Raw genomic sequence first — 19,747 nt, forward strand, 5'->3', positions numbered from 1 at the left:
ACCTAGTAAGCCTGGTGCTAGGCCAACGTCAACTGCTCCTAGTACGCCCAGTGTCAGGCCGGGGGAGTCGCACGGTGTGAGCCTGCTGCCGGTCGTGCAGCACGGGCCGCGGGACAAGCGGCGGATCGCGCTCACCTTCGACGCCGATCTCACCGCCCTGATGCGCACCCGTCTCCAGCGCGGCAAGGTCCACTCGTACTACAACGAGGCCTTGATCAACGAGCTCCGGGCGATGAAGGTCCCAGCGACCCTGTTCCTCACCGGGATGTGGATGGAGCAGTACCCGGACCGCACCCGCGAACTGGCGGCGGATCCGCTGTTCGAGCTCGGCACGCACACCTACGACCACCGCGGCTTCACCAAGCACTGCTACACACTCGGCACGGTCCCGGCCGCCGAGATGCTCACCGACGTACGCCGGGCCATCGAGATCCTCGACAAGCTAGATGCGCACGCGACGAGGTGGTTCCGGTTCCCGGGCGGCTGCTACGACGGCACCGCGCTGCACGAACTCGCCCCCGCCGGGGTCACCGCGGTCGGCCTGGACGTGCCGGGCGCCGACGGGTTCGCGAAGTCGCCGAAGCCGGTCATCAAGCAAGTCCTCTCGCACGTCCAGAACGGCTCGATCGTCGTGCTGCACATGCACGGCGGCGACAACGCACCCTTCACGGACGAGGCGATCCCCGAGATCGTCCGCACTCTCCGCGCCCGCGGCTACACCCTCGTCACCGTCACCCAGCTGATGGCCGGCTGACACCCCCGCAGCGCCTGACCCGGCGAGCCTGCGGGCAGCCCGTTTCGGCGGGTTGGTCGGTGTTGGCGAGCCGGCATGGCAGTCTGGGGGACCATGACGACGATCCCCGACTCGCGCTCGCGGGGCCGGAGTCTGCGCAAGGGCGCGCTCGGGCTGCGCGCCTCCACCGCGATCGGGATGTCGTCGACCGCGCCGGCGTACTCGCTGGCCGTCTCCGTCGGGCTGCTCGCCGGGACGGTCGGCGCGGCCACTCCGCAGGTGCTCGCCGTCAGCGCGATCCCGGTGATCCTGATGGCGCTGTGCTTCCGGGAGCTGAACGCGGCCCAGCCGGACTGCGGTACGACGTTCCGCTGGACCGAGAAGGCGTTCGGCCGCGGGATCGGCCGGATGGTCGGCTGGACCACCGTGATGGCCTGCGTCCTGGTGATGGGGAACCTGGCCCAGGTCGCCTCCGTCTACACGTACGTGTTGTTCGGACTCGACGGTGCCGCTGACTCGCGGGTCGCCCAGGCCGGTCTCGGTGCGGTGTTCATCGCCGGGATGGCCGTCCTCGCGTACCGCGGCATCCGGATCGCCGCGTGGACCCAGTTGCTGCTGCTCGGCGTCGAACTGCTCGCGCTGCTGTGGTTCGCCGTCAACGCCTTCTGGGTGGCGGACTCCTTCACCATCCCGCCGGCCTCGACCACGAGCGAGGTGAGCTGGTCGACCGGCCTGCTGATCGCGGTGTTCCTCTACTGGGGCTGGGACTCGTCCTTCAGCGTCAACGAGGAGACGCGCGACCCCCGCCGTACGCCGGCCGTCGCAGCCCTTGCTGCGAACGTGATCCTGGTCGTCCTGTACGTCGTCGTCGCCTGGTCGGCGATCGCGTACGCCGGAACCGATGCGCTCGCGGACGTCTCGGACGGCGACTTCTTCTCGGTGCTGGCCGGCGACCTGCTCGGCACGGCCGGCGGCAAGCTGCTGCTCCTCGCGGTACTGGCGTCGGCACTCGCCTCGACGCAGACCACGATCCTGCCGACCGCGCGGACGATGCTGTCGATGGCCCGCCGGGACGCGTTCCCCGGGCAGTTCGCCCGGATCTCGGCGCGCTTCCAGACACCGAGCGTCGCCACCTGGGTGTTCGCCGGAGTGAGCCTGCTGATCTATGTGGTGCTGGTGCTCACCTCGGACGCGGTGCTGGCCGACTCGGTCGGTGCGGTGTCCATCCTCGTCTCCCTGTACTACCTGGCGACCGCGCTCGCAGTACCGGTCTACTTCAGCGGTGAGATCCGCGGCCGGGTGCTGCAGCGAGTGGTCGTTCCGCTGCTGGCGACGGCCGGGTTCGTCACCGTCCTGGTGCTCGCGGTCGCCAACGCGGCCACGGGTTCGCTGGTTGTGGTCGGTGTGACGATGGTGGTGGGCGCGATCATCATGTACTCGATGAAGCCGCCCGCTGAGGGGGAGGCAAGCTCTTGACGGAACGCCGAAGGATGCGGAGTGCCGGGATCACGCTCGGCCTGACGGCCCTGGTCGCGGCCTCGCTGTCCGGCTGCTCCAGCGACGACGACCAGCCCGACTACGCCGCGATCTGCGTCGACCCGCAGACCCAGCAGCGCACCGAGGACGACAACTGCAAGGACGAACGCGAGTACCACGGGTCGGGTGCGGGATTCTTCTGGTTCTACATGGCCACCCGTGGTGGCGGGCTCGTGCCGCCGATCGGCGGGCGCTACAACACCGGCCAAGGGACCTACACGATCCCCAGCTCACGCCCGGGCGGCAGCGGTTCGCCGACGATCAAGCGCGGCGGGCTGGACACCAAGGGCGGCGACATCGGCAAGATCACCCGCGGTGGCTTCGGCAAGGCGGGCAAGGGAGGCTCCGGCGGCTGATGTGGCGGCACTCGATCCGGCCGCGACCCGGCTGGAAGGACAAGGTCGTCGAGCAGGGCCTGGTGTTCCCGATGACGGACATGCCCGACGGCAGCGAACGCCCGTACTGGAACGAGAGCGCCTGGTACGAGGTGACGATGGACGAGGTGCTGCACCTCGAGCGCGTCACCGAGGAGCTCTACGAGATGTGCAAGCACGCCGCCTCGGTGATGGTGACCAGGTTCAGTGACTCCCAACTCGGCCTGGCGTCCGGAACGCTGTCGCTGGTGGAGCAGTCGCTGAAACGCCAGGACCTGTCGGTGTACGCGCGGTTCGACCTGGCCTGGTCCGGGGTCGAGCCGAAGATGCTGGAGATCAACGGCGACACCCCGACCGGGCTGCTGGAGTCCGCGGTGATCCAGTGGAACTGGCTCGAGGACGTGTTCCCCGACGCCGACCAGTGGAACTCGGTGCACGATCGCCTGGTCAAGTGGTGGAGCGAACGGCGTACCGCGGGAGCCTTCCCAGGCAACGAGGCACACTTCTTCAACTCGGCGGCGGAGACGACCGGCGAGGAGGCGATGACGGTCGCCTACCTGCGCGACACCGCGGCGATGGCGGGGCTGGCGACGTACGGGCACGAGATCGAGGATCTGGGCTGGGAGTCGACGCAGCGCGCCTTCGTGGACTGGGGCGGGCGGAAGATCCGGACCGCGTTCAAGTTGTACCCGTGGGAGGACATGCTCGACGACGAGTTCGGCAAGTACATCCTGGCCGGCGTCGAGCGCGAACCCGTGCAGTGGATCGAGCCGATCTGGAAGACGATGCTGTCCACCAAGGCGATCCTGCCGGTGCTCTGGGAGCTCTACCCGGACCACCCGAACCTGCTGCCGGCGTACTTCGGCTCGCCCGGCGACCTGCTCGAATGGGTCGCCAAGCCGCTGCACGGTCGCGAGGGCAGCAACATCCGGATCCACACGATCACCGACCCCGACGACCACATCCAGTCGGGTCCGTACGACACGGACACGATGGTCTACCAGGAGTGGCACCCGCTGCCGTCGTACGAGGGGAACCGGGCCGTGATCGGCAGCTGGGTCGTCGACGGGGTCGCCGCCGGGATGATGGTGCGCGAATCCGACGGGCCGATCACCGACTACTACGCCCGCTTCGTCCCGCACGCGATCGGCACCGAGGCGCGCCCGGACGAGGAAACGATCCGATCCTGGTTGAACTCCTAGCTTGAGGGGCACCCCAGAAGTAGGAAAGGCGGTGTCCCATGAAGCTTGCTCAGCTGGCCATGGCCGGGGATGTGAACGCGCCCTGGAACGGGCACGACACCAGGGTCCTGATCGTCGCGGTGATCGGGATCGCGCTGATCGTCGCGTTGATCGTGGCGCTGAAGTTGCACGCGTTCCTCGCGCTGACGATCGGCGCGCTGTTCGTCGGGCTGGCCTCGGGGATCGCGGCCGGCGGGGTGACCAAGTCGTACGAGAACGGGGTCGGCGGTGTCCTCGGGTACGTCGGGGTGCTGATCGCCCTCGGGGCGATGCTCGGCAAGCTGCTCGCGGACTCCGGCGGCGCCGACAAGGTGGTGGACACGCTGCTGCGCGGCCGGCCCGCCACGCTGCCCTGGAAGATGGCGCTGATCGCCGGGATCATCGGGATCCCGATGTTCTTCGAGATCGGGCTGGTGCTGCTGATCCCGATCGTGATGCTCGCCGTCCGCCGGTCCGGGGGCAGGGCGATGCTGCTGGGGATTCCGGCGCTTGCCGGTCTGTCGGTGTTGCACGGGTTCGTGCCGCCGCACCCGGGGCCGCTGGCGGCGATCGGCATCCTGCAGGGAAATGTGGGGATCACGCTGGCACTCGGTCTGCTGGTCGCGATTCCGTCGGTGGCCGTGGCTGGACCGGTTTTTGCGCGCTTTGCCGCGCAGTGGGTGCCGATCGGTGCATCCGGCGCGGCCCTCGCGGTGACGAGCGGGACTCGCAGCGGTGGCGTTGGTGTCGGGGGTGGCGGTTCGGCCGGAGTGTCCCGCGTGCAGGACGGGCCGGTCCGGGGTCCCGGAGCAGCTGACGGCCTGGAGGAGGTGTCGGGCGCCGAGGAAGCCGGTACGGCGCAGGACCCGACGGCGACGAGGAGCCCGAGCTTCGCGTGGACCCTCGTCACCGTGTTGTCGCCGGTGGTGCTGATGCTGCTCAAGGCCGCCGCGGATGTCTGGATGAGCAAGGACGCGGCGCTCTACCCGTTCCTGGCGTTCATCGGAGACCCCGTCGTCGCGCTGCTGATCGCCGTACTGCTCGCGATGTACACCTTCGGTACCGCGGTCGGCTTCACGGTCTCGGTGCTGAGCAAGAAGATCGGCGAGAGCCTCTTCCCGATCGTCGGGGTCCTGCTCATCGTCGGCGCCGGCGGCGGCTTCAAGCAGGTCCTCGTCGACGGCGGAACCGGTACGGCGATCGCGAAGATCGCCGTCGCCGCCAGCCTGTCCGCGTTGGTGCTCGGCTGGATCGTCGCGGTCCTGATCCGCCTCGCCACCGGCTCAGCGACGGTGGCAACCGTCACGGCCGCCGGCATCGTGGCGCCGTTGGCGGCCGGCCTGAACGACACCAACGTCGCCCTGGTCGTCCTGGCCATCGGCGCCGGCTCGCTGTTCTTCTCCCACGTCAACGACGCCGGCTTCTGGCTGGTCAAGGAGTACTTCGGCCTCACCGTCGGCGAAACCATCAAAACCTGGTCCGTGATGGAAACCATCATCTCCGTCATGGGCCTGGCCCTCACCCTCCTCCTCTCACTGATCTTCTAGGCGACTTGGCGGGGTACCTTCACCCGCGGAACGGCCTTCCTCGTCTTCGGATGATCGTTGGCGAGTTGCGATACGCGGCCCGGCGACACCTCGAGGATCGTCGCGGTGTCGCGGACCGAGAGACCGTCTCCTCGGAGCTTCCGCACCACCTGGCGCATGTCGTCGGCAGCCCGGTCGACAGCGGCCTGGGCGTCCAGCATCCGCTGACGTACGGCGGCCGCTTCGACCTCGATGCCGCCAAGATCGGGCCGGACATCGACGGTGTAGTCCTCAGGCTCGCCACCGAGCTCGGTCGCGAGATAGTCACGCGCCATCCGGTCGGCATCCGCCAGCGGCTGGCATTGCGTCACCCCGACCCCGGCGACATGCAATTCCCACCCCTGAGCCCACCGCCGAGCTGTCACCTCGTACGTCTTCGTCACTTCAACCACCCTTTCGGCAAGCACGGCAGTCGCTGGATGGTCTGGCGGACCAGCCCTGGTGAGATGGTGGTTGTCTGGGTGAGCACAACCCGGTGACTCTCACCGCAACCACAGGTCCAGACCTCGTGATCACCTTTCCCCTGCCGCACTACACAGCCGTTCCGCCGCAGCGCTGCCGCCAGTACGCGATACTTCGCCGCCTTCACCATGCAGGGTAATTTACCCCGGCTAAATTCTCAATGTATAGCCGGGGTAAAACGCTCTGGTGTCAGCGTGCGATCAGGTCGTTCGCCGAGCGCAGGAGCGGGCTGGTGACACTGTGCGGGGTGCTGGTTGTGCCGGTGACGTGGAAGGTGTGGGTGGTGCCGGGGGTGAGGGTGATCAGGGAGGAGTCGACCCGGGCCGCTGCGTCGAGGCGGTCCGGGAAGAGGGCCAGGTCCTTGGTGAGAGCGGTGGCCCTGACGGTGACGTCGTAGCCCTCGGGGGTTGCGGTCACCTCGGTGGTGTAGGGCGCGGCGAGGAGTCGCAGGGCGGTGTCCTCGACGAAGTACCAGTACGCCGTGGCGCCGTCGGCCGTGCGGACTTCGACGTACTCCGCGGTCGGGTCGGCGGGGGTGGCGATCGATGCCGGGAGCGCGTTGAGGGTGTTGGAGCGGGCCGGGACCTCCAGGGCGAAGGTTTCGCCGGCGTGGATCGTGTCGTCGAGGGTGCTCCGGCGGGTGACCGTGACCTCGGTGCTCCAGGCGACGTCCGTGTCGTTGTGCGCGGCAACTACCGGGCCGTCTTCTCGCGGCTGCACGGTGAGCAGGCGGTCGGCGTACGCGTGGCGAAGGGCGAACCACAGCGGTTTGCGGATGCCGTGGCCGTCGACGGCGGCCCAGGAGACGACCGGCCAGTTGTCGTTCAGCTGCCAGACGATCGCGCCGGTGTTCAACGGGAACAGGCTGCGGAAGTGTTCGATGCCGTAGGCAACTGCTCTTGCCTGGTTCAGCTGGGTGGTCCAGTGCCAGTCGTCGATCCCGTCCCACTTGGGCAGGTGGTCGCCGAGGCCGCGCTCGAGTTTGAGATTGCCCTCGAAGGCCTTCTGGTGCACCAGCATCTGTTCGCCGTACGGGTCGAGCGGCTCGTCGTGCACGACCGAGGTGAGCGTCGACCAGGCCGGTGGTCCCTGGAAGCCGAACTCGGAGACGAACCGGGGCTTGTACATCCGGTACGTCGAGTAGTCCACCTGGTTCCAGACGTCCCAGATGTGCATGGTGCCGTTGCGCTCGTCGTTCGGGTGAATGTACCGGTCGTACGAGAACGGGCTACCCGGCGAGTACGGCGTCCGCGGGTCGAGTTCCGCCACGATCCCCGGCAGTAGGTCGAAGTAGTACTTCTCGCCCCACGGCCGGCCGGCCAGCGGCGCGCGCCAGCCCCACTCGACGTACCCCCAGATGTTCTCGTTGTTGCCGTTCCACAAGGCGAGGCTCGCGTGCCGGCTCAACCGGGTGACGGCCTGTCGCGCCTCGGCTTCCACCTCGCTCCACAGCGGCTCGTCCTCGGAGTACGCCGCGCAGGCGAACAGGAAGTCCTGCCACACCAGCACGCCGAGTTCGTCGCAGACGTCGTAGAAGTCGTCGCTCTCGTAGATCCCGCCGCCCCACACGCGCAGCAGGTTCATGTTCGCGTCGACCGCGTCGGTGATGCTCTTCTCGTACGTCGAACGATTCAGCCTGGTGACGAAGGCATCGTCCGGAATCCAGTTCGCCCCGCGCACGTAGACCGGCTTGCCGTTGACCGACAGGACGAACGGCCCGCCGTGCTCGTCCGGCGCCACGTTCATCGTGACCGTGCGGAACCCGACCCGCCCGTTCCACGCGTCCGAAGCCGCCCCGGCCGCGAGCGACACCTGTACGTCGTACAGCGGCTGCTCGCCGTACCCGCGCGGCCACCACCGGTCCACCGCGTCGATCGTCGAAGTGACGCCGACCTCGGCCGTTCCCGCGGGCACCGTCATCTCGGTGATCGTGCCGCCGACCTCGACAGTCACGGTCGCGTCGTCGCTCGCTCCGTCCGCCCATGCGAGTGCGATCTTGGTGTCCAGTACGCCGTGGTCGCGGTCCAGCCCGGCGAGCGGCCGGACCGAGTCGATCCGTACGCCGCTCCACGACTCGATCCGGAGCGGCCGCCAGATGCCGGCGGTCGCCACGTCGATTCCCCAGTCCCAGCCGAAGTTGCTCGCCATCTTGCGGATCGCGTTGTAGGGATGGAGATTCGTGTGCGGCCACATCCCGGACTCGTCGCGCAGCCGGTTGGCCGTCACGACCGGCGACGCGAACTCGATCACCAGCTCGTTGCGCTCGGCAACGAGCAGGCCGGTGACCGGGAACCGGTACGACCGGTGCTGGTTGCAGGTCCGGCCGAGTTCGGTGCCGTTCAAAGTGATCCGGGCGGCGGTGTCGAGACCGTCGGCGACGAGTTCCTGGACCGCGTGCTCGTCGGCTTCCCAGTCGAACACGGTCCGGTAGCTCCAGCCGGTCTTCCCGATCCAGGCCAGCTGGGCTTCGTTGTCGCCGTCGAACGGGTCCGGGATCACCCCGGCCGCGAGCAGGTCGGTGTGCACCTCACCCGGCACGGTCGCCGCCACCGGCGCCGCGAGCAGCGCGCTGTGCCGGTCCGGTACCGGTCCGTCGACCGCCCGCACGGTCCAGGCGGCACCGCCGTCGGTGGTCAACGGAACGGTTCGGAGCGTAGAAGTCACAGCTTGCATCGCTTTCGGAAGAAGGAGCTGAAGCGGTTTACGGTCAGCTGACGGTACGGCGCCAGAGGTCGGCGAGCAGCCGGTGCCCAGCGGCCGTCGGGTGGACGCCGTCGTAGGCGAGCGTGGTCGCGCCGACGGTCAGTGCCTGCCGGTTGAACTCCACGTCGGCCGGCACCAGCAGAGCGTCGTACTCCGCCGCGAGCCGCCTGACCACCTCGATCTTGGGATCCAGGTCGTCGCGCCAGCCGCGCTGCTCGGGTTTCACCGCCACCAGGAACGGCTCGACCAGGACCAGCTTGGCCGTCAGCGGTTCCAGCAGTTCGCGGTACGACGCCTCGAAGTCCCCGGTCGAGGTCGGGTCGTCCTTGTCGTAGCGGCGCCAGGTGTCGTTGATGCCGACCAGCACGGACACCAGGTCCGGCTGGTGGGTCAGGACATCTTGCTTCCACCGCTCGACCAGGTCGACCGCGCGGTTGCCGCTGATGCCGACGTTGACGATCCGCGGCCGGCTCGCCGCGAGGTCGTCGTACAGGTTCCGGACGTAGCCGTCGCCGAGGCCGGCCGGGTCTGCCCGGCGGCCGCAGTCCGTGATGGAGTCCCCGGCGAACACGACGGTTCGCCGGGGACCCAGAAGGCCGTCGCTCATAAGGTGGCGGCGTGCACGTCCCAGTCGTCCGGCAGGACGGCAGGGACCTCGACGGTGCTGGTCACATCGACGAAGGCGCCGGTCTCGATCGACTCGGTGATGGAGGCCATCACGTCGACGACGTGGAACGCCAGCGCCCCGGTGGCCCGGTGCGGCCGGTCCTCCCGGATCGCCCGCGCCAGATCCAGTACGCCGGTACCGCGCTCGGCCGTCGCCTTGGGGTCGGCGATGGTCTCCCAGTCCTCACTGCCGCGCCGGCGGATCTTGATCTCGCCGGCGAAGTTGTTCGGATCGGGCAGGGCGAGCGTCGCGTCCATCCCGGTGATCTCGACGAAGCCGGTCCGCGGCAGCGGCGAGTCGAAGCTGAAGATGCTCTGCGACGACTGCCCCGACTCGAACCGCGCGATCGCACTCACGTGGCTCGGCACGGTGACGTCGAACTCCTGGCCCTGCAGCGGACCCGAGCCGATCACGCGCTTCTCCCGCGACTTGGAACCCAGGCCCGCCACGGCGGCGACCGGGCCGAAGCTCTGCACCAGTGCGGTCAGGTAGTAGGGGCCGATGTCGAACAGCGGGCCGGCCCCTTCCTGGAACAGGAACGCCGGGTTCGGGTGCCAGGACTCCGGACCGGGGGACTGCATCAGCGTGAGCGCGGTCAGCGGCTCGCCGATCTCGCCCTTGTCGATGATCCGCCGGGCCGTCTGCAGGCCCGGGCCGAGGAACGTGTCCGGTGCGCAGCCGAGCCGGAGTCCCGCGTCCTGAGCGGTCGCGAGCAGCTTCAGTCCGCTCTCCTGGTCGAGCGAGAACGGCTTCTCGCTCCACACATGCTTGCCGGCGGCAACAGCTGCCAGCGCCACCTCGACGTGGGCGATCGGGATGGTCAGGTTGACCACGATCTCCACGTCCGGGTGACCGAGCACGGCCTCGGGACCACCATGGGTCTCGATCCCGAACTCCTCGGCCTTCGCCTTGGCCGCTTCCGGCCGCAGGTCCCCGATCGCCAGCACGTTCAGGTCAGGAAAGCTCTGCATGCTCTTCAGATAGGCGTCAGAGATCACTCCGGCGCCGATCACGCCTACGCCGACCGCGCTCATGCAACGTCCTCCCCGGTCAGGTAGCTGAAGCTACCCGCCACCGCGTCGAAGATCTCGCCCTCGAAGTCGTCCAGCTCGACCACGCGCAGCGTGCCCGGCGACGCCTTGAGGATGTCGGTCACCGCGATACTGCCGGCGCCGACCGCCACCTGGGCCTTGTTGTTCAGGGTGCCGTCGCCGTCCTTGATGTGCAGCGCCTTGACCCGGTCACCCAGCCGTCCGAGCAGCGCCGGTACGTCGGCCCCGCCGACCGCGGCCCAGTACGTGTCGACCTCGAGGATGACCTCGTCGGACAGGTTCTCGGCCAGGATCTCCAGGCCGTGCACGCCGTCGATCACCGACTCCAGCTCGAAGTGGTGGTTGTGGTACCCGACGGTGATGCCGTGCTCGGCGGCCTCGGCGGCCGCCTTGTTCAGACCCTCGGCCGTCGCCTTGATGTCGTCGGCCGACTGCCAGCGCGCCGGGTCGACGAACGGGTCGATCACCGTGCTGATGCCGAGCCGCTTCGCGGCCTCGAAGATCGGGCCCGAGTCCTCCTTCAGCAGCCCTGCGTGCGTCGTGGGTGCCGACAGTCCGTACTTGGGCAGCGCCTCGGCCAGCTTGTCGGCCATCCCGACCACGCCGAAGGGCTCGACCTGCCGGTACCCGATCTCCGCGATCCGGGCCAGCGTGGCGTCGAAGTCCTCTTCCAGCTTGTAGCGGACCGTGTAGAGCTGGAGGGACAGGTTGTCCACTGCGACCATGTTGTTCTCTCCTCGTCGCCGAAGCACCGACCGCTGCCCTTGGCGGCCTCCGACCATTTGCCGAACCGGTTAAGTAACGCGTTGAGCCTATCCCAGCATCCCCCCGCCCGACCACCCTCAATCCCAGTGTCCGAACCGGAGCGACTCCGCGTGAGCAAGCGCTTGCCGCAGTTTGCTCACGCTGCGTGGCGGCCGGGCGATGTGGATCGCCGATATGACGCAGAGTGATGGCAAGCGTTTACCTAGAGACGATCAGTAGGCAGCGGCCGCACAATGGGTGCCTGCCGAACCGCCCGTCACGGTTCGGACCGCCCGTTCGAAGGAGGCCATCGTGCCCCGAATCACGATCAAGGAGATCGCCCGACGGGCCGGCGTCTCCAAAGGCGCGGTCTCGTACGCGCTGAACAACCAGCCGGGGGTCTCCGAGGCCACCCGGGCAAGGGTCCTGAAGGTCGCCGCGGAGCTGGAATGGGTGCCGAACCGGGCTGCCCGGCAGTTGTCGGCCGCGCGGTCGGAGACCTTCGGACTGGTCGTGGCCCGGACGGCCAAGACCCTCAGTGAAGAACCGTTCTACATGGGCTTCGTCGGTGGCGTGGAGTCCGTGCTGAGCGAGAAGTCGTACGCGCTCGCGCTGCAGGTCGTCCCGGACCTGGCCGGCGAGATGGCGACGTACCGGAAGTGGGCCGCGGAACGCCGGGTGGACGGCGTGATCGTGGTGGATCTCCGCGTCGACGATCCACGGATCCCGTTGCTGCGCAAGCTGGATCTGCCCGCCGTCCTGGTCGGGCATCCGGCGCTGGCCGACGGGATGACGTGTGTCTGGACCGACGGCACCGCCGCGATGAACGCCGCGGTCGAGCACGTCGCCCGGCTCGGGCACCAGTCGATCGCGCGGGTCGCCGGACCGCCCGAACACGGGCACGTCTGGATCCGCGACCAGGCGTTCGCGGCGATCACCCGGGAGCTCGGCCTCGACGCGCAAGTGGTGCACACCGACTTCTCCGGTGAGGAAGGTGCCGCCGCGACCCGCCAGCTGATGGCGGCCGCCGACCGGCCGACCGCGCTGATCTACGACAACGACCTGATGGCCGTGGCCGGTCTGTCGGCGATCAACGGGCTCGGGATGAGATCACCCGGCGATGTCACGCTGATCGCCTGGGACGACTCGGCGTTGTGCCGGCTGACGCATCCCACGCTGACGGCGATGAGCCACAACATCGTTGCCTACGGCGCCGAAGTCACCCACCGCCTCTTCGGCCTCCTCGACGGCGCGCCACACCAGGCGCACCTCTACTCCACCCCAACCCTCACAGTCCGCCAAAGCTCCGGCCCACCCCCACGCCCCAGCTGACCCGGTACGACGCCCCGCCGCCGCCGAACCGGCGGCGCGCGGGGTGGGGTGAGTGCGATGCGCCACGTCGGGGCTATGGGGTGGGGGGAGTGCGATGCGCCACGCCGGGGCTACGGGGTGGGGTGAGCGCTATGCACCGCGCTGGGGAGCGTCGGGGTGGGGGTGGGAGTGGTCCGCCACGCCGGGAGGCGAGGGGGTGCGGGTCAGGGGGCTGGGGTGACTGTTACCGGGACGCCGTTCAGGGCGGCGGTGCCTGCCAAGGGGTCCGTGCGGGTGGCGTCGGTGATGTCGTTGGCGCTGGCGCCCGGCACCTCGTTGGCGACCGAGAGTCGGGCGCCTGGGCGGCCGTGGCCGAAGCCGTGCGGGAGGCTGACCACGCCGGGCATCATGTCGTTGCTAGCGGCAACTTCTACCGCGACCGACCCGGCGGCCGAGCTGACCTGGACCAGTTGACCGTCCTCGAGGTCACGCTTGCTGAGATCGTCGGGATTCATCAGCAACTGGTGCCGCGGTTTGCCCTTCACCAGCCGCGCCGAGTTGTGCATCCACGAGTTGTTGCTGCGCAGATGCCGTCGCCCGATCAGCAGCAGATCGTCGGCCTCGCCCTCGACGAGCAACACCGCCCGAGCCTGATCCAGGCCCTCGAGGATCAGCCCCGGCGCAAGGTCGATCCGCTTGTTCTTCGTGTAGAGCGCTCGAGGCAGAGCCGGCTGCAGCGGACCGAGATCGATACCGCCCGCCGACTTCTTCAGTTTCCGCACCGACAACCGGTACGGCCCGACGCGAAGCCCCAGATCGACCACGCGGCGCGGATTCAATCGGAGACGAAGGGAGGTCAGAAGCTTCCGCCGGCTTCTCGGCGTACGGCGTAACAGGGCCAACCCCAGGTCCCGGAAGATCTCCCAGTCGTGCCGCGCATCGGCCGGTCGCTGCAGCACCGCTTCGTTCCACCGAGCAGTGTTCCGTACTGCGAGTTGGTGGAACGCCAAGTCGTAGTGGTCCCGCTCGAGCGGTGGCGTCGGCGGCAGGATCACGTCGGCGTGCCGGGTGGTCTCGTTGATGTACGGATCGACGGAGACCATGAACGACAGCGTGTCCAGCGCCTCGTCGAGGGCCCGCCCGTTCGGAGTCGAGAGCACCGGGTTGCCCGCGATCGTCACCATCGCCTGGATCTGGCCGTCGCCCGGCGTCACGATCTCCTCGGCCATTGCGGCCGCAGGCAGTTCGCCGCCGAACTCGGGCCGCCCGCCGACCCGGCTCTTCCAAGCGCCGATGTGACCTCGGCCGATCCCGCGCAGCGTGTCGACGGCGGGCCGCGGGATCATCGTGCCGCCCGGCCGGTCGAGGTTGCCGGTGATGATGTTGAGCACCTGCACCGCCCACTGGCAGACCGCACCGAACTGCTGCGCCGAGACCCCGAGCCGCCCGTAACAAGCAGCCTTGTCGGCGGCCGCGAACTCGCTTGCTATCCGGCGGATGGTCTCCGCGTCGATCCCGGTGATTCGCGCGGCCGCGTCCGGCGTCCAGTCCTGGACAGCCTCGGCGACCCTGTCCAGCCCATCGACGTACGGCGCCGGCTTCGCGTTGCCGTCCGCGATCACCTGATGGATGAGCGCGAGCAGGAAGGCCGCATCCGTGCCGGGCCGGACGAAATGGTGTTCGTCGGCGACCGCCGCCGTCTCGGTCCGCCGCGGGTCGATCACGACGACGCGGCCGCCGCGTTTGCGAAGGTCCTTGAGTCGCCGGCCGAACCCGGGTGCGGTCATCATGCTGCCGTTCGACGCGAGCGGGTTGGCGCCGAGCATCAGCAGGTACGACGTACGGTCGATGTCGGCCACCGGAACCATCAGTTGGTGCCCGTAGAGCAGGTGCGAGGCGAGCATGTGCGGCAGTTGGTCGACCGACGTCGCGCTGAACCTCTGGCGGGTCCGCAGGAGCCGGACGACGGTCGGCATGTGCGTCATCGCGCCGAGGCTGTGTACGTTCGGATTGCCCAGGTACACGCCGACGGCGTTGCGTCCGTGCGCCTGCTGGATCTCGCCGAGCCGGGTCGCGATGAGTTCGTACGCCTCGTCCCAGCCGAGCTCGGCCCAGCCGTCCGAAGTACGGCGTACCGGCTTGGTCAGCCGGTCCGGGTCCTCCTGGAGGTCCTTGAGCGCGACCGCCTTCGGGCAGATGTGCCCGCGCGACAGCGGGTCGGCCTCGTCGCCGCGGATGTCGGTGACCCGGCCGTCCTCGACCGTGACCAGCACGCCGCAGATCGCTTCACACAAGTTGCACGAGGTCCTGCGCACAGAGGTCGCCATCAGCCCAAACTACCCTGCGGTAACGTTGCTCGACAGGGGCTGGTCGTAGCTCAGTCGAAGCGTGCTTCGTCGAGCCGGCCGAGGATCGCGTCGACCGTTTCGTGCGGGGACAGGTCGGAGTTGTCCAGCCAGAGCCCGCGCCTCGGCGAGAACGCGTGCAATTCGTAGTCGAGTTCGTCGACCGAATGGTCGTGTGCGCCACCGAGCCGGTTGGAGATCACCTCGGGCCGCGGAGTCAGTACGACGAGGTAGCGCGGCCGGGTCTCGATGCCGTCCAGGAACTCGCGCAGCAGTTCGCCGATCACCACGTCCTGCAGGACGACGGTGAAACCGGCCTGGGCATAGCCGTCGGCCGCCTGGCAGGCCAGCCGGTATCTCAGCTTCAGCTGTTTCTGGGCCTCGGCGCCGTCCTCGGCGTCGCGGGCCGCCTGGCCGCTGACGATCATCCGGCGGAACACATCGCCGCGAAGATGGACGCCGTAGGAGAATCGCTCGGCCAGCAGTTGGGAGACCGTGGACTTGCCGGCCGCCGTGATTCCGCTGACGACGATCACCCCCTCGGTTTCCATGAGGGGATCGTGCCATGCAGGACGAGGTTTTGGTCAGGCCTCGTCCATTCTTGTCTGCAGTCGGACACCGTCCGTAGGTGCCGCAATCGCTTGCTTTTCTCAGTCCTGCAAGGTGTTCAGGTGATCGGCGAGGATCTTGCGGACGCGGGCGGGCGTTGTCCGGGTGCGCTGCATCGACGTGTGCAAGGACAGCCCGTCGATCAGCGCGTGCAGTCGTTCGGCCTCGAGGTCGAGGTCGAGACCACTCCGTAAGCCGCCGGCAGCAGCGAGACCGTCGAGCAGCGAGCGGCACAATCCGCGCAGTTCCTCCTGGATCGGGCCGAGGTGCTTGCGCAGGCCGTCGGCGCCGGAATCGGTCTGCGCCTGGGCGACGAACGACAGCCAGATGTCGAACTCGGCCTGCCGTTCACTGTCGAGCGGGATGACCTCTTCCAGATACCGCAGCGCGATCGCGGTGGCGCTGCCGGTTGGTTCGATCGCGCTGATCCGGTCCCGCACGCGGCGCGAGACCAGATTCATCGCGAAGTTCAGCAGGCCTTCCTGGTCGGGGAAGTAGTAGCGGACCGCGCCGGCCGACCAACCGGCCTCCGCCGCGACCGTGCGCACGGAGGCGGCGCGGATGCCGTCGCGCCGAACCACGCGCCACAGCGCCTGGGCGATCTCCTCGCGGCGGGCGTCATGGTCGACGATCTTCGGCACCCGTTCTTTTTAGCACACTCGTGTTATGGTCGATGTAGAAACACGGTCGTACTAAATAAAGGGAGGGTCGGACGCCGTGCTGCTTGCTGTGATCGCCGGCTGCGAGATCGGATTCTGGGTGCTGCTGGTCGCCGGGATGGTGACGCGCTATCTGCTGAAGTGGCCCAAGGCCGGGTTGGTCCTGCTGGCCGGCGTACCGCTGGTCGACGTGGTGATGCTGGTCGCCGGCGTCATCGACCTGCGTCGCGGCGGGGAGCCTTCGTTCGCGCACTCGCTGGCCGCGATCTTCATCGGGGTGAGCGTCGCCTTCGGGCATCAGACCATCAAGTGGGCGGACAGGTGGGCCGCGCACTGGCTGGCCGGCGCCGCACGTCCGGCGAAGCGGCCGAAGGGAGGCCCGGACCGCGCGCGACGGGAGCGGCAGGGCTGGTTCCGGCACCTGCTGGCGTACGCGATCGGCTGCGGCCTGATGCTGGCCCTCGGCCTGCTCTCCGGCAAGGGGTACGACGCCCTGCTCGGGCCGGCCTGGACGTGGACGATCGTGCTGGTCATCGACGCCTTCGTCTCCTTCAGCTACTCCTTCCCTGGCCGGGAGAAGCAGAGCGTCTGACGGCGCCGGACTCCGGATCGCCGAGATCCGGGCCGGGCCCGGCAACGCGTCGTACATTTCGGACATGACGAAATCCGATGCGGGGCGGATCTGGTTCGCGGTCACGGCGCTGGTGGTCGCCGTCGGGATAGTGGTGCAGTTGTTCGTCACGGCGGGCAGTACCGAGGGGTACTTTCCGGACAATCCGGATCGCGTGTTCAACGTCTTCGCGTACTTCACGATCCAGTCGAACCTGCTGCTCGGCGGGACCTGCCTGCTGCTCGCGCTCGATCCCGGGCGATGGCAGTCGATGTTGTTCAGGACGCTGCGCCTCAACGGCGTGCTGTGCATCGCGGTGACCGGGATCGTCTATCACCTGGTGCTGGCCGGCACCGACACGTTGTCGGGTGGCGCCGCGTTCTCCAACCTTGTCCTCCACACGATCACGCCACTGCTCGGCGTCCTGGGCTGGCTGATTTTCGGGCCTCGCCGGCAGACCGATCGGCGGGTGGTGGGCTGGTCGATCGTCTACCCGTTGCTGTGGTTGGCTTTCACGTTGATTCGCGGCGAAGGCACCGGCTTCTACCCGTATCCGTTCGTCAACGTGACCGAGCACGGATACGGGACGGTCTTGCTGAACTGTCTGCTCGTCGCGCTACTGTTCCTGGCGCTGGCGTTCGGGGCGGCTCTGCTCGACCGCCGGATGGGATCGAAGACCACCTTCGACAGATAGGTAGCCGTTGTGCTGGTGACCTCTCGCTCGTACGCCGAGTACGAGGCGATGTTCGACCTGACCGAACTGCCCGGTTCCGTGCTCGACTGTTGCGCGGGCGGGGCGAGCTTCACGGCCGAGGCGGCGGCTCGCGGCGTCGACGCGGTCGCCGTCGACCCGGCGTACGAACTGCCCGCGCCGGACCTCGTGGACACCGTACGGCGAAGTCTGCCGGCCACCTCCGGGATCGTCGACGAGCACGCGGACAGCTTCGTCTGGACCTGGTACGGGACGCCCGCTCGCAAGGACGAGCTGCGGATCGAGGCCGCGGACAGGTTTCTGCAGGACGTGGCGGTCGCGCCCGAGCGCTATGTGCCGGGCAGCCTGCCGGAGCTGCCGTTCTCCGATGGGCGTTTCGAGCTGGTGCTCTGCTCGCACCTGCTGTTCACCTGGGCCGACAAGTACGACCGGGACTGGCATCTCGCCGCGCTGCGCGAACTCGTCCGGGTCAGCCGGTCGGAGGTGCGCGTGTTCCCGCTCGTCCAGCAAGGAGCCGGCGAGCCGGTCGACTACCTGCCTGAGTTGCTCGGTGAGCTCACCGACGTGACCGCGGAGATCCGTCAGGTGCCCTACGAGTTCCAGGTGAACGCCGACAAGATGCTCGTGCTGTCCCGCTAGCGAGCGACGAGGTGCGTACTGAGGGGGCTGCACCCCGCCGCCCGCAAGGACGTGCCGGTGCTAGCGGAGGTAACGGCCGCAGACCGGCCACGGGGACGCGCCGCGCTGCGCGTAGAGCTTCTTCGCGCGCATGAGCTGCTCGGCCGCCGAGGCGTTGATCGGGTTGCCGGAACCGCCGACGCTGCGCCAGGTCTGCTTGTCGAACTGGAACAGGCCGTAGTACCCGGCCGGGCTGACCGCGCGGGGGTTGCCGCTCGACTCGCAGTTGGCCACCTTGGCCCAGGCGCCGCTCAGGGACGCCTTGCCGCTCGCGCGGGTGGATGGAGCCTTCGACTCCGACCGGCTGGCCCGGACCTTGCGCTCGGGTTTGTGCACCGTCCGCGTCTTCTTCACCGTCCGGCGCTCGGTGACGGCGGCCTTCTTCACACCGTCGAGCTGGAGGGTCTGCCCGATCAGGATCAGGTCGGGGTCCTTCAGATGGTTCAGCCTGGCCAGCTGGTGCCAGTCGGCGCCATGGGCCTGGGCGATCTCGGAGAGCGTGTCGCCGGGCTTGACCGTGTAGTCGGTCGCGAAGGCAGCGCCCGCGCCGGCGGCGGTGATGCCGGCCCCGAGGCCGGCGATCGAGAGGGTCCGAACCACCCGGCGGGAACTTCGGCGGGGTCGGGCATGTCGAGCTTTGGACATCAGCGTTCTGCTCCTTGTGAGCTGGGCATGGTGAATTTCCTGCCCGGCCGATTCAGCCGCGTGCGCACTTCCCCTGAGAACCTCGTGCACCGCCCGCGCAGGGGCTGGTGGACGAGGTGAAGGTGGACGTCACCTGGGTGCGTGGGACTCGGATCGCCGGCCGCACTCCGTTCGGGCGGCCGCACCGGGCTCCGCAGTCTGGTGAGGTACCACTCCCTTTCCGGGTGCAGGGGACCGGCATCCGGACAGGTCACGAGACAGCGTCCGAATGATCACGCCCCGGTAACGACGTGACCCGAGATATCGTGCGCGACCGGCGGTGAGAACGCAAGACCTGTGGCGGAATCCGGACAAACTTCTTGTTTGCCCTGACAAGGCGAAACCCCAACAACAGAACGGTTTCCAGCGCGCCGTTCCCCGGGCGGGGCGTTTCAAACGGAGCTGTTGATCAGCGGTGGAAATGGCGCGCCGGCACGAGCTGGACGGTCAGGTCGCCGACCAGTTGCCGGTCCTGGCCGGGCCAGGCCTCCCAGACCTGCCGGGCCCACTCGATCAGTAGGTGCTCGACTGCCCGAACCCCCTCGGGGGCGGCTTGGAGGACCGCGTGAGCGGTGAGGGTGCCTACCTGGTCGGGTGGCGTCAGGACCGGCCAATCGGAGTACGAGTTGGCCATGATGCCGTGGGCCGTGCGGACGTCGAGGTTGCCGGAGCCGCGCTCGAAGTACATGTAGAGGCCGTTGAGGGCGAAGACCGTGGTGATCGGGCGGGTCTGCGGGCCGACGTGCTGGGCGCCGTACGCGTCGATCCGGAGTTGGTGCAGGTGGCCGAGGGCAGCCTGGTGGTCGACCTCGTAGCCCAGCAGGGCGCCGGCGACCTCGGCGCATTCGGGCGAGGCGTTGTATCCCGATGGCCCGCCGGACCAGTTGCTCACCGGCAGGACGACCTGGCAACCGGGGCAGCGGCGAGATTCGCGCGTGTCATCTGCGGCGTTCACTCGTTGATCGAAGCACGGGCCTGGCCGCCCGGCAGCTGATTATTGCCCGGCATCCGGAAGCGGCCCTCGGGGCGGTCCGTGGTTGAGGCGATCTAGACGATGGGGGA

Annotated in this window: 19 protein-coding genes; 9 read left to right on the forward strand and 10 right to left on the reverse strand. The window is 68.5% G+C overall.

Annotated features, from left to right (window positions below; all coding sequences use genetic code 11):
• Positions 1–76: 76 nt before the first annotated feature.
• The 5 genes from EV138_RS19985 to EV138_RS20005 all read left to right on the forward strand — a co-directional run bounded on the left by EV138_RS19985 (position 77) and on the right by EV138_RS20005 (position 5,410).
• Positions 77–754, forward strand: a complete 678-nt coding sequence (locus EV138_RS19985; RefSeq protein ID WP_238158242.1) for a polysaccharide deacetylase family protein — start codon at positions 77–79, stop codon at positions 752–754.
• Between the two features lie 93 nt (positions 755–847).
• Positions 848–2,209, forward strand: coding sequence for an APC family permease (locus EV138_RS19990; RefSeq protein WP_133980381.1), 1,362 nt, complete (start codon positions 848–850; stop codon positions 2,207–2,209).
• 14 nt (positions 2,210–2,223) lie between these two features.
• Positions 2,224–2,625, forward strand: coding sequence for a hypothetical protein (locus EV138_RS19995; protein ID WP_133980382.1), 402 nt, complete (start codon positions 2,224–2,226; stop codon positions 2,623–2,625).
• Positions 2,625–3,845, forward strand: a complete 1,221-nt coding sequence (locus EV138_RS20000) for a glutathionylspermidine synthase family protein (protein ID WP_133980383.1) — start codon at positions 2,625–2,627, stop codon at positions 3,843–3,845. Before EV138_RS19995 ends, EV138_RS20000 begins: the two co-directional genes overlap by 1 nt.
• A gap of 38 nt (positions 3,846–3,883) precedes the next feature.
• Complete coding sequence (locus tag EV138_RS20005; RefSeq protein ID WP_238158243.1) at positions 3,884–5,410, forward strand: GntT/GntP/DsdX family permease; 1,527 nt, start codon at positions 3,884–3,886, stop codon at positions 5,408–5,410.
• Here the strand turns inward: EV138_RS20005 and EV138_RS20010 are convergent.
• The 5 genes from EV138_RS20010 to EV138_RS20035 form a co-directional block, all read right to left on the reverse strand.
• Positions 5,407–5,832, reverse strand: a complete 426-nt coding sequence (locus EV138_RS20010; protein ID WP_133980384.1) for a sigma-70 RNA polymerase sigma factor region 4 domain-containing protein — start codon at positions 5,830–5,832, stop codon at positions 5,407–5,409. The genes EV138_RS20005 and EV138_RS20010 overlap by 4 nt on opposite strands.
• 268 nt (positions 5,833–6,100) lie before the next feature.
• Complete coding sequence (locus tag EV138_RS20020; RefSeq protein WP_238158244.1) at positions 6,101–8,575, reverse strand: glycoside hydrolase family 2 protein; 2,475 nt, start codon at positions 8,573–8,575, stop codon at positions 6,101–6,103.
• 43 nt (positions 8,576–8,618) lie between these two features.
• Entirely contained in the window at positions 8,619–9,221 is a 603-nt protein-coding gene (locus EV138_RS20025; protein ID WP_133980387.1) for an SGNH/GDSL hydrolase family protein, read from the reverse strand.
• Entirely contained in the window at positions 9,218–10,315 is a 1,098-nt protein-coding gene (locus EV138_RS20030; protein WP_133980388.1) for a Gfo/Idh/MocA family protein, read from the reverse strand. Before EV138_RS20030 ends, EV138_RS20025 begins: the two co-directional genes overlap by 4 nt.
• Positions 10,312–11,058, reverse strand: a complete 747-nt coding sequence (locus EV138_RS20035; RefSeq protein ID WP_133980389.1) for a sugar phosphate isomerase/epimerase family protein — start codon at positions 11,056–11,058, stop codon at positions 10,312–10,314. The genes EV138_RS20030 and EV138_RS20035 overlap by 4 nt, the downstream gene beginning before the upstream one ends.
• A 331-nt stretch (positions 11,059–11,389) precedes the next feature.
• Here EV138_RS20035 and EV138_RS20040 point away from each other — a divergent pair, with 331 nt between their 5' ends.
• On the forward strand, positions 11,390–12,409 hold the full coding sequence (locus tag EV138_RS20040) for a LacI family DNA-binding transcriptional regulator (RefSeq protein WP_133980390.1): 1,020 nt from the start codon (positions 11,390–11,392) through the stop codon (positions 12,407–12,409).
• 203 nt (positions 12,410–12,612) lie between these two features.
• Here the strand turns inward: EV138_RS20040 and EV138_RS20045 are convergent, their stop codons facing one another.
• The 3 genes from EV138_RS20045 to EV138_RS20055 form a co-directional block, all read right to left on the reverse strand.
• Positions 12,613–14,715 carry a molybdopterin-dependent oxidoreductase gene (locus EV138_RS20045; RefSeq protein ID WP_133980391.1) on the reverse strand — a complete coding sequence of 701 codons (2,103 nt, stop codon included), beginning with the start codon at positions 14,713–14,715 and terminating at the stop codon, positions 12,613–12,615.
• Positions 14,716–14,765: 50 nt separating this feature from the next.
• Positions 14,766–15,284 (reverse strand): AAA family ATPase, encoded by a 519-nt coding sequence (locus EV138_RS20050; protein WP_133980392.1) that lies wholly within the window; start codon positions 15,282–15,284, stop codon positions 14,766–14,768.
• A gap of 99 nt (positions 15,285–15,383) precedes the next feature.
• The gene (locus EV138_RS20055; protein ID WP_133980393.1) at positions 15,384–15,983 is read right to left on the reverse strand and encodes a TetR/AcrR family transcriptional regulator; all 600 of its coding nucleotides are present in this window, start codon (positions 15,981–15,983) and stop codon (positions 15,384–15,386) included.
• A 76-nt stretch (positions 15,984–16,059) separates the two neighbouring features.
• Here EV138_RS20055 and EV138_RS20060 point away from each other — a divergent pair, with 76 nt between their 5' ends.
• The 3 genes from EV138_RS20060 (at position 16,060) to EV138_RS20070 (ending at position 17,962) form a co-directional block, all read left to right on the forward strand.
• Positions 16,060–16,593, forward strand: coding sequence for a 2TM domain-containing protein (locus EV138_RS20060; RefSeq protein WP_133980394.1), 534 nt, complete (start codon positions 16,060–16,062; stop codon positions 16,591–16,593).
• A 64-nt stretch (positions 16,594–16,657) separates the two neighbouring features.
• Positions 16,658–17,305: a Pr6Pr family membrane protein gene (locus tag EV138_RS20065; RefSeq protein WP_133980395.1), complete on the forward strand. Its 648-nt coding sequence runs from the start codon at positions 16,658–16,660 to the stop codon at positions 17,303–17,305.
• A 9-nt stretch (positions 17,306–17,314) separates the two neighbouring features.
• Positions 17,315–17,962 (forward strand): class I SAM-dependent methyltransferase, encoded by a 648-nt coding sequence (locus tag EV138_RS20070; RefSeq protein WP_133980396.1) that lies wholly within the window; start codon positions 17,315–17,317, stop codon positions 17,960–17,962.
• Positions 17,963–18,022: 60 nt separating this feature from the next.
• On the opposite strand, the gene EV138_RS20075 is transcribed toward EV138_RS20070, so the two are convergent.
• The gene (locus EV138_RS20075; RefSeq protein ID WP_238158245.1) at positions 18,023–18,601 is read right to left on the reverse strand and encodes a transglycosylase family protein; all 579 of its coding nucleotides are present in this window, start codon (positions 18,599–18,601) and stop codon (positions 18,023–18,025) included.
• Between the two features lie 493 nt (positions 18,602–19,094).
• Entirely contained in the window at positions 19,095–19,640 is a 546-nt protein-coding gene (locus EV138_RS20080) for a DUF5946 family protein (RefSeq protein ID WP_255513712.1), read from the reverse strand.
• Between the last annotated feature and the right edge of the window lie 107 nt (positions 19,641–19,747).

The organism is Kribbella voronezhensis, from assembly GCF_004365175.1.
GTDB lineage: Bacteria > Actinomycetota > Actinomycetes > Propionibacteriales > Kribbellaceae > Kribbella > Kribbella voronezhensis.